Consider the following 9112-nt stretch of genomic DNA (forward strand, 5'->3'; position numbering starts at 1 on the left):
GGCTCTTTTTTTATGGTTTAAATTAAACAAGCGAGAAACAGCTTATTTTAGGTTTTAAGGGTTTTATGGTGTATTTGTATTAAAAGGTTTTTAAAAGGCGATATAAGCAATAATAAAAGGGAATGACGCTTATTTGTTTTAGTCTGGGAGCGTAGTCCCGTAGCGGGTAGCGGTGAGCAAGCGGTAGCGCGGTAGTGAGTGAAAGCAAGATCAAGGTTAAAAGCAAAAAAAGCAATATACAAATGAGTTGATAGATCATATACTACAAACAATTACCGGCGAGCAGCCAACTTTTAAACTTACATAAAAACCACTTAAAAGCCTTATTCCACTTGGAGTAGGGCTTTTTTATATACAAAAAACACATTTAGGAGGTCATGGAAATGGTGAGAAAAACGAAAGAGTTAGGTTTGATTGAGCAGAAACAAGCAGAATTAGACAAGGTTATGGAACAGATCGCAGAAAATACTAGGGAATATCAGTCAATTTGGAGGGAAAGAAACGCTTCTGCAGAAATGGGCGATGTATTAGAGGCTCAACAACTGGAAGGCCGTTATTATTATTTGCGCGATACAGTAGGCAAACAGCTTGATCGCAAGCGTTTAGAAATTGATAGGGAAGTAGATGAGCTGAAAGCAGAAGCGAACCGACTAAAAAGCGATATGCCGAACCATACACGAACATTATCGCGCTTAGGAGGCGATCTTGACGCACTGAAACGTGAGTTTCAAGGTAAACTCGCCGACAAACAAACAGAAATTGAAAATACAGAGTACATGTTGAAACAGTCAGAAGAAAGAATTCACGATCTAGAGGGGGATGTGCAATGAATGAAACAGCATTGGCAGCCAAGCGTGAATATCAACGCCAATGGAGATCAAAGAACCGCGATAAAGCTAATGAATACAAGCGTCAATGGTGCAAGAAAAATCCGGACAAGGTAAAGCAGTACCAGGAACGACATTACATGAAAAAAGCTAAACAACAGGAGGAATTATAATGACAACGAACGAGACAATATCTCTTTTAGAAAGAGAGTTGAAACAAACAGAGGGAGATTTGGATAAATTTATTGAGGTTGCAGTACAGCGTGGAGAAGAATTGACGGATTATAAATTGTTTCTAAAAGAAATGAACCTGCAACTTGAATTTGCGCGGTTTAGAGCTGAACGCAAAGATATTGATGAAGTTGATAAAATCGCATATTTACTAGGCATTGAAAAAACAGTACCGAAGAAAAAGGCTAGCAAATCAGACATATTGAAACAGGTACAAAAATATTCGTGGGATGAATTAGCGGTTCCTGCTCGATCTGGTATGTTGACTGTTATTTGTCAGGCGTTTTTGGAAGAACAAGAGCTAGAAGGTGAATTTAATAAATTCTATGTTGAAAGAATTAAATCGCAGAGTGTTGAAATTTCAGTGCCGGTGAGAAAGATCGGCGTGTTCATTGATGTTGAAACTTTGGAAAATGAATTTCAACTAACGGAAAAAGAATTGAATAGAGCTATTTTAGCATCGCAACATGGCGCATTGGCTTATATGAGTTATCTCAAATTTCTAGAGGAAAAAGGCTTAGAGAAAGAGTTTACTAAGTTTCAAGTAGAAAAATTCACAGGACAACGAGGTGAAGCGTGATGAGTTGCCGGTCTAAAACAATTAACTTCGACGTCAAACAGATCGGTGATGATCGTATATTACGCTTTATAGGCTCGACAGAGCATGTAGATCGCGACGGTGACACAATTTCATCAGGCGGATGGGATTTGAAAAACTACAAGCAAAATCCTGTGTTTTTATGGGCTCATGATTATAGCATTCCGCCGATAGGACGAGCGTTGAAAGTTGCGGTACAGAACAGAAAATTGGTCTTTGATATTGAGTTTCCGGCAAAAGGCATTTATCCATTCGCTGATACAATTTACGAGTTATATAAAGGCGGCTTTCTAAATGCAACGTCGGTCGGTTTTGTTGGAAAAGAAGCAGTACCAACAGAGACAGGCTATCACTACACGAAGCAAGAACTTTTAGAGCTTTCAGCTGTACCTGTACCGAGCAACCCAACGGCATTACAGCAGGCGAAATCATTAGGTTATATCAACGAAGCGGCAGCCAAATTTATTAAGATAGGCGAATTGAAAATGAAATCAAAAGGAATCTCTATAAATGTGACACCTGAAGAAGTTGAAAAAATGGTCGGGGACGCATTTAAAAAGTCGTTATTCGGAGAAACACTTGATATAGATATGCCACCAGAGCAATTAAAAGTATGGATAACAGAACAAACAAAACAATCAATGGCCAGGGCAATAAGATCATGAAAAAGATAAAGGAAAAACTAAAACAGCTATTTAGAAAACACTTATATGAGTTACAAGTGAATTGATAAAGAAAAGGTATGTGCAGACATAAGTTGAAACTCGAAATATTGAAACTTCATAGATGGTTTGAGGGAGATATGAAAAGAGTGGGCTTGATTGCTCGCTCCATTTTTTGAAAACGATACCTCATGTTATGAAGTCTGGAGGTGGTGACATGAAAGAAAAGGTTATATGCGGGGCAAAAGCCAAAAGTACCGGCAAACCATGCCAAAGACGAGCGTTGAAAAATGGTCGTTGTTCGGTTCATGGAGGTAAAAGCACAGGTCCGAAGGACAAAGAAAAGCACCGAAACAGCTTGTTAGGCAATAAAAATGCAGTAAAGACAGGCGAATATGAAACAATTTCATATGATATGCTGTCTGATGAAGAAAAAGAGTTGTATGAGCAGGTGCCGGAGGATACCGTAAAGCAGGTGAAAGGTCGATATAATATACTTGAAATAAGAACTCGGCGAATGTTGAAACTTTGGGAAGATGAAATATTGAAAGATAAGACAAGCGTTGAAACTATATTAAAGATCGAGGACGCTTTGGCACGTCAAGACCCGAGAGCATTAGAGTTAATACGGGAAATGCGGGAACTGGCATCTGGTGAAAATAATGCTGACGGTTCGCTTGATAAATTGGTGATGATTATCCAACAACATCGGGAAAGCAGACTAAGCAAGAAATAGCTAAAATAGCGCCTCTCACGCCTTTTTAGATTATCGAATACAAATACATTCATGAGTTACTTAAAACGTCTTAGACGGCGAATATGAGCGTCATTTTTACAGAAGAACGAAGATATTTTCGTTCTTTTTTATTTTTTTCAAAGATCACTTAAAAAATTTCAACTTTTTGAAATACATCAAGTACCAAATTGAAATGGAGTGAATTAAGTTGAAAAATTTAATTATTAAGACGAAAGATGTTTCAATAACTATTGACGTGACAGGCTTACATCAAAATGGATACGACGAGGTGGAAGAAGAAATAGAAGTATTTGAGCGTGAAATAAAAAGTATTCTTTTGTATGCACTTGAACATGCTGAAAAAATACTTTACTTAGACCTAGAAAATTCGGAAGGTACTGACTTTCCTGATGCAGAACCGGGACTAATTCTTGAGCTGTATTGAAATGAGCCTAACAGGGCTCTTTTTTTATGTTTGAAAGTTCATCCACTGTTCACGTAGAATGAAATATATGTTACTTTATATTACTCGGGATGAACAAGGAGTGAACAAGGTATGACTATTGATGAAAAAGCGACTATTGGCAGTATTTTAGAAGCTATAAGGAACGGCATTCCTGCGGTTGATATTGCAAAGAATATAAAGAATATTAGTCAGAAACCGCTTCTCGCCGCTTTGAAGAATGCAGGGTATGAATACAGCAACAGGGCGCCAAAAGGCTGGAATTATGTAGGAGAAGGTCCTGAGCCGCTTGATAAAAGTATTTTCGAGTTTCGAGCCTATGATGATTCATCGTCTAAGAAAAGCAGTTCACAGGCTGATCATAAGCAGTTCACCCAAGATGAAATACATATTATTAGGGAAATGTTGAAGGATTGGCAGGAGAAGAAAGAAGAAAAAACACCGCAAGGTGTCGGGCAGCCGCTTCATGAACGAATTAAAGATTTACCAAATAACGGTAAAACAAGGAAGACTATTGTTATTGATAATAAGATCGGCGAGCTGTTAGATGAATTTTGCAAAGTTGAAAAGGTCAATAAATCAGACGTACTACATTTAGCACTGGCTGATTTTTTAAATAAATATCAGAAGTAGATAGTTGTATGTTTATTTCAAGCGTTCAATCACAGACTTTTCAAAGGGGGTAGAAAGATTATGGATTGGATATTAGGAATAATTAATGTAGTGGGGTTGTTTCTTCTAGGGCTTTTTATTAAAAAATACATGCCAACCTATATGGCTGAAAAGGGAAAAAATTTAGCCACTAAGCAAGATATAAGAGAGATCACGGAAAGAACAGAAGAGGTAAAAATCCTGTTTCAGAAGGAGATGCAGGTTTTCACAAATGATTTAACTTTTACAAACGACTATACCTTTAACCGATACAGTGTACTTTACGCTAAACTTTATGGGATTATTATACAGTCGGAATACGTTAGGTTTTTTCATAAGCAAAATGAAATTCAAGATTTGAGTTTTGAAGAATTTCCTTTTATCGAGATCAAGCGCACTCATGTTAAACAACAAATAGATCTTATTACAGGCTTAAAAATGTCAGAAGAAGTAAACCCGATAGAAGATGAAATGACTTCTTTCAACAAGAAAGAGCTATGTGACTACATAATTGAAAACAGCGAGTATGCTTCTCCTAAATTATTGAAGTTGGCAATAGCTTATAGATACGCCTGGACTAATTATGGAGGAAATAGAAAAATTGATGATGAAAAAATTTTGAAAGCCTTCAATGATGCAGAATTTGATCTAATAAAGAAAATCGTAAAAACGATAATCACCGAGTACAATGAGATGAGAAAAATAGTGAAACTTAGTTATAGTGAGCATGAATTGGATAAAGGTGAACTAGAACATATAGATTTTGAATAAGTAGAGTAAAGCGGGAAAGGGTTGAAAAATCACTGATCCCGCTTTTTTATATTCTTCCGAGGGTGGAGAGTTTATAAATGTAAGGTAGGTTAAAATGGCATTAAACCATTGATGTAATTGTGTTTATAATTGTTTTTAATAAAATCTTATACATAGCACTTTACGGAGAATACAGCAGGTCTTATAATTAATTTAACATTTATTGGAAGGTGATTTTAAAAATGGAAAAAGTTCTTGGCTATGTTCGTGTATCAACTGAAACACAAGCGGAAAAAGGTTATGGAAAAGACGTTCAAGAGAATGCTATCAAGGAGTACTGCAAACAAAACGGTTTGGAATTGGTAGAAGTTTTTAGAGATTTAGGAGTAAGTGGAACCTTAATTGAGCGTGACGGACTAACAGAGGTACTGGCAGCCGTTTCAGAAGGAGAAGTAAAAACGGTTGTAGTAATGAATACAAGTCGTTTATGGCGTGAGGATAATGCAAAGGTAATGATTAAGCGTCAATTGATGAAAGCCAACGCAGAAGTGAAAAGTGTAGAACAGCGCACCTATTCCATTTATGACAAAGACCCTAATGACTTTTTGATTAATGGAATGATGGAACTGCTAGACCAATACGACCGTCTAAGCATTAATATGAAGCTGGCAAAAGGTAGAAGGCAAAAAGCAAAAGGCGGCGTGAAGGCTTGCGGTAATGCTCCAATAGGTTACAAGTGGAAACATGAAGGCGTTGATAAACCCATTATAATTATCGACGAAGAAAAATCGCCTATCGTTAAAGAGATTTTCAAAAGCTACTTAGAGCATAAGTCGCTTTTAAAGGTTCAACGTCACTTGAAAGAAAAAGGCTATAAATCACAGCAGGGCAAAGACTTTTCAACTATGGCAATACGCAATATTTTGACCAACCGTTTTTACTTAGGAGAACTAAAACATTCAGATTTGAACGTTTCCGGACAGCATGAACCTTTAATAAACCGCATTACTTTCGGTAAAGTAGGGGCTCAATTACAAAAGAATAAACGAAAGGAGGTCTAATAGCGTATGAATAATATTAAATTTCCGCAGTTATTTGATGATTTCATTACCGCACCGAGCTTCCAGCGGGAAGGCATTAAAGAGTTTTTTAGAGGGCAGAGTGCTAAAAAGGGCGTATACACTATTTTCAACCAACAATTTGAACCGATGTATGTAGGATCCTCGATTGATCTTGGTAGACGCTTACCGGCTCATTTAAGGAAAGGACAACGGAAATTAGAAGGCCATTTCGATGAAGTCCTATTTATTGGTATCAAGTATGTTGAAGGTGATGTTTTATCTAAAGAAAAATGGTTTATCAGAGAACTGAACCCGAAGTTTAATAAATATAGATATACAAGTATGAGTTATTGAGCGCGACTTTAAACGGTTTGCGCTCTTTTTAATGGTTTGTATAGGCTTGGCGCTTTAAAATGCGAATTTGGCACGTTCTCGCACGGAATACAGCGTGTTATAACGAAATGAAGTCATAAAAAAAGGACGGCAGCCGATTTCCGTCCTTTTTCCATTATTTAATTGGCTGTGATTCGTTCAAATTATCAAGGAGACAATCCTACGGCAAGATATAAAAAGAATGGTGAGTGAATTAAGTATAAGACCTGAGCCTAATCGTTGTAGACAGTTATTTTTTCAGATGGTAGTTTTTGTCGAAATAATTGCAAGCTTCTCTTTTAGTCTGCCAAATAAGTATGTATAATTAAGATTATCAAAAATAAATAGCAAAAAGAGTTACCTTCCTCTAGTTTGGCGACCTGAGAAGATAACTCTTTCGAGTACAACAGAACAAGGACAAGCCCTGTCTATTTAATATTAATTATATTAGTAGTATAGCACGCTAATGACAGGTTTTAAACCTTTTTGCGAAAATATTATGGTGTAATATGTCCAAAATATTTTAACTTGTTTTGTTGTCCTTCTGCTACCAGGAGGGCTTTTTTATGTTGTGTAAAGTATGCAACAAGGAATTCAAACGGCTAACAGCTTCACATACTAAAACGCATGGTCTAACCTATGAGGAATATTTAAAACAGTATGAGGTTGAAGTGTACAAGACGAGACAAGAACAGAAAGAAATTATTGGTTTTTTTGATGAATTCTATATAACAGTTCGCCATAAGTTTTTAGAGTATATTCCATCTCGCAGAGGGTTGCCATATACAACTAACACAATTTCAAATTTTGAAGAAAAGCAACGAGCTGAAAATACCAAAAAGTTACGTACTCATTATCTCGCTGATGATGACTTGAAAAGTCATTTGAATTATAAAAAAACCATTGGTGTATTTTTCGAGGAAAAGCACACGAAGTTTATAGGTTTAGATATAGATATACCTGACGAAAAGTTGTTAAACAAATTGACTATGCTTCTGCAATCATGGGGGTTTGACGAAAAAAATCTACTGGCAAGCAAATCCGGCAGTAAAGGATTTCACGTTGATATATTCTTAGACTCGCTTGTGAAGAGAGATCTGGTTGATGTATTTTACCAAATTGTACTCAACATGTTGGACGCTGACGATAAAGAAATTGAACTTCGGGGCGGAACAAGCGAACTGGGGTACAAGCTGCCACTCGGTATACACTTCAAAAAAGGCGAATTTTGCCCTATATGCGATTTTAAAGGCGAACCCATAGAAAACTATATGGATGTTATTAGAACACGTAAAAAGGCAAGCGCAGACCTTATACAAGCAGTTTTAGATCGGGAAGGTATTTATTCAGGCATAGAAGATGAATTTGCAACTGAAGATGATGAAATTTTTAAAAGTGAAGCAGATGAAATTATTGGTACTGTTTCAGCAGTATCAACTTACGATCCAGCTACACTTCATGAAAAAATTGAAAGCATTAAACGGCTACTAGAAAACGGAGTACACGAAAAAGGAAAGCGTAATAATGCGATCTATAATGTCTCGCTGTTTTTGAAACATGAAGGATACTGTTTGGCAGACGCTAAACAAACTATAAAAGATTGGATAAGCGAGAAATGGAATCCGAGCATAGTAGACAAGGATATTTTACACCAGGCTTCATCTGTACCGGAATCGGTATTTAAGAATAACAGTCCAATTCTAGCCGGTACGAAAGAAGTTGTTATAACGGAAAACGACATACGAGAAATTCTATCGGTAGAGACAAATAACAGGCTACAAATGAAGGCTTTACAACGAGTTTATTACGCTCTAACGCTCCATGCCAAGGCTTATAGCGATCAAGACGGTGTATTTTACATGACATATGAGCAAATGTCTCAAGCTGGCCTCGGTGACAATCGACAACGAGTTAAAAAACAAATTGATAAGTTGGTAGAGATGGGAAAAGTAGAGATCATTAGACGCAATGCGCCGAAGAATTATTTCAAAAGATTACCTAATCAATATAAACTACCTGCATTTGTACCGCGAGACATTCAAACAGTGAAGATCTTTAAAATATGCGAACTGTCTGAACGGTGTAGCAACTGTCTAGAACGTGCATATTGTCATTTGCTACCTGCTAGGGAACGCTCGAAATATTTGAAAGGTAAAGAATACAAAGAAACGCCGAAATGCCCTTACAACCCGTAAGGGTTTTATAGTTGAAACTTTGATCACTTTAGTTATGTTACGGGTTTATATTATGTTTGTGTTTTTTAAAGTTTTTGTAACGGCTTGAGCCTTAGAGCGACAAGGCTTCAAGGCACTTTTTGGGTGCAAACCCGTAACATAATTAAATACTTTTTCTTATCCTACACATAAACGAGCATACAATAAGCCATACAAAAGCAATAAACAAGACTTTATTACACGATTGAACAGCTAAACTATAGGTCGCTTTAATCTTACACAGGTCTTATACTGCAAACAATTAAACAAGCAGTATAAGGGAGGTGTAAGATATGAGCTATGTGGCAGAGTTAGAAGAAAAGTTGAAAGAAGAATTAAGAGAAGCCGGATTCAGCGTAGGTGGGGAAATGGGTGCTCATCATATTTATTTGAAAGTGTTCTTGAGTGAACTAGATACATTGAATACACGATTAGAAGCATTAGAAGAAAAGGAGCCGGTGTAACATGCCAGGCTCTTTTTTTATGGTTTAAATTAAACAAGCGAGAAACAGCTTATTTTAGGTTTTAAGGGTTTTATGGTGTATTTG

General features: G+C 36.7%; 12 protein-coding genes. All 12 read left to right on the forward strand.

The window, feature by feature from the left end:
- Window positions 1-383 precede the first annotated feature (383 nt).
- A complete protein-coding gene (locus RG959_RS23410) occupies window positions 384-830 on the forward strand; it encodes a hypothetical protein (protein ID WP_342799209.1) in 447 nt (148 codons plus the stop codon).
- On the forward strand, window positions 827-1000 hold the full coding sequence (locus tag RG959_RS23415; RefSeq protein ID WP_342799210.1) for a phosphatase: 174 nt from the start codon (window positions 827-829) through the stop codon (window positions 998-1000). The genes RG959_RS23410 and RG959_RS23415 overlap by 4 nt, the downstream gene beginning before the upstream one ends.
- Window positions 1000-1638 (forward strand): hypothetical protein, encoded by a 639-nt coding sequence (locus RG959_RS23420; protein WP_342799211.1) that lies wholly within the window; start codon window positions 1000-1002, stop codon window positions 1636-1638. The genes RG959_RS23415 and RG959_RS23420 overlap by 1 nt, the downstream gene beginning before the upstream one ends.
- Window positions 1638-2321 (forward strand): HK97 family phage prohead protease, encoded by a 684-nt coding sequence (locus RG959_RS23425; protein ID WP_342799221.1) that lies wholly within the window; start codon window positions 1638-1640, stop codon window positions 2319-2321. Before RG959_RS23420 ends, RG959_RS23425 begins: the two co-directional genes overlap by 1 nt.
- A 214-nt stretch (window positions 2322-2535) precedes the next feature.
- On the forward strand, window positions 2536-3054 hold the full coding sequence (locus RG959_RS23430; RefSeq protein WP_342799212.1) for an HGGxSTG domain-containing protein: 519 nt from the start codon (window positions 2536-2538) through the stop codon (window positions 3052-3054).
- A 208-nt stretch (window positions 3055-3262) separates the two neighbouring features.
- Window positions 3263-3499 (forward strand): hypothetical protein, encoded by a 237-nt coding sequence (locus RG959_RS23435; protein WP_342799214.1) that lies wholly within the window; start codon window positions 3263-3265, stop codon window positions 3497-3499.
- 111 nt (window positions 3500-3610) lie between these two features.
- Window positions 3611-4150, forward strand: coding sequence for a hypothetical protein (locus tag RG959_RS23440; RefSeq protein ID WP_342799215.1), 540 nt, complete (start codon window positions 3611-3613; stop codon window positions 4148-4150).
- A gap of 60 nt (window positions 4151-4210) precedes the next feature.
- Window positions 4211-4939 (forward strand): hypothetical protein, encoded by a 729-nt coding sequence (locus RG959_RS23445; RefSeq protein ID WP_342799216.1) that lies wholly within the window; start codon window positions 4211-4213, stop codon window positions 4937-4939.
- Between the two features lie 221 nt (window positions 4940-5160).
- A complete protein-coding gene (locus RG959_RS23450) occupies window positions 5161-5979 on the forward strand; it encodes a recombinase family protein (protein ID WP_342799217.1) in 819 nt (272 codons plus the stop codon).
- A gap of 6 nt (window positions 5980-5985) precedes the next feature.
- Window positions 5986-6333 carry a GIY-YIG nuclease family protein gene (locus RG959_RS23455; protein WP_342799218.1) on the forward strand — a complete coding sequence of 116 codons (348 nt, stop codon included), beginning with the start codon at window positions 5986-5988 and terminating at the stop codon, window positions 6331-6333.
- 584 nt (window positions 6334-6917) lie between these two features.
- Window positions 6918-8546 carry a hypothetical protein gene (locus RG959_RS23460; RefSeq protein ID WP_342799219.1) on the forward strand — a complete coding sequence of 543 codons (1629 nt, stop codon included), beginning with the start codon at window positions 6918-6920 and terminating at the stop codon, window positions 8544-8546.
- A 311-nt stretch (window positions 8547-8857) separates the two neighbouring features.
- Window positions 8858-9028, forward strand: a complete 171-nt coding sequence (locus RG959_RS23465; RefSeq protein ID WP_342799220.1) for a hypothetical protein — start codon at window positions 8858-8860, stop codon at window positions 9026-9028.
- Window positions 9029-9112: the final 84 nt, after the last annotated feature.

This window comes from Domibacillus sp. 8LH (genome assembly GCF_038806185.1).
Classification (GTDB): Bacteria; Bacillota; Bacilli; order Bacillales; family Domibacillaceae; genus Domibacillus; species Domibacillus indicus_A.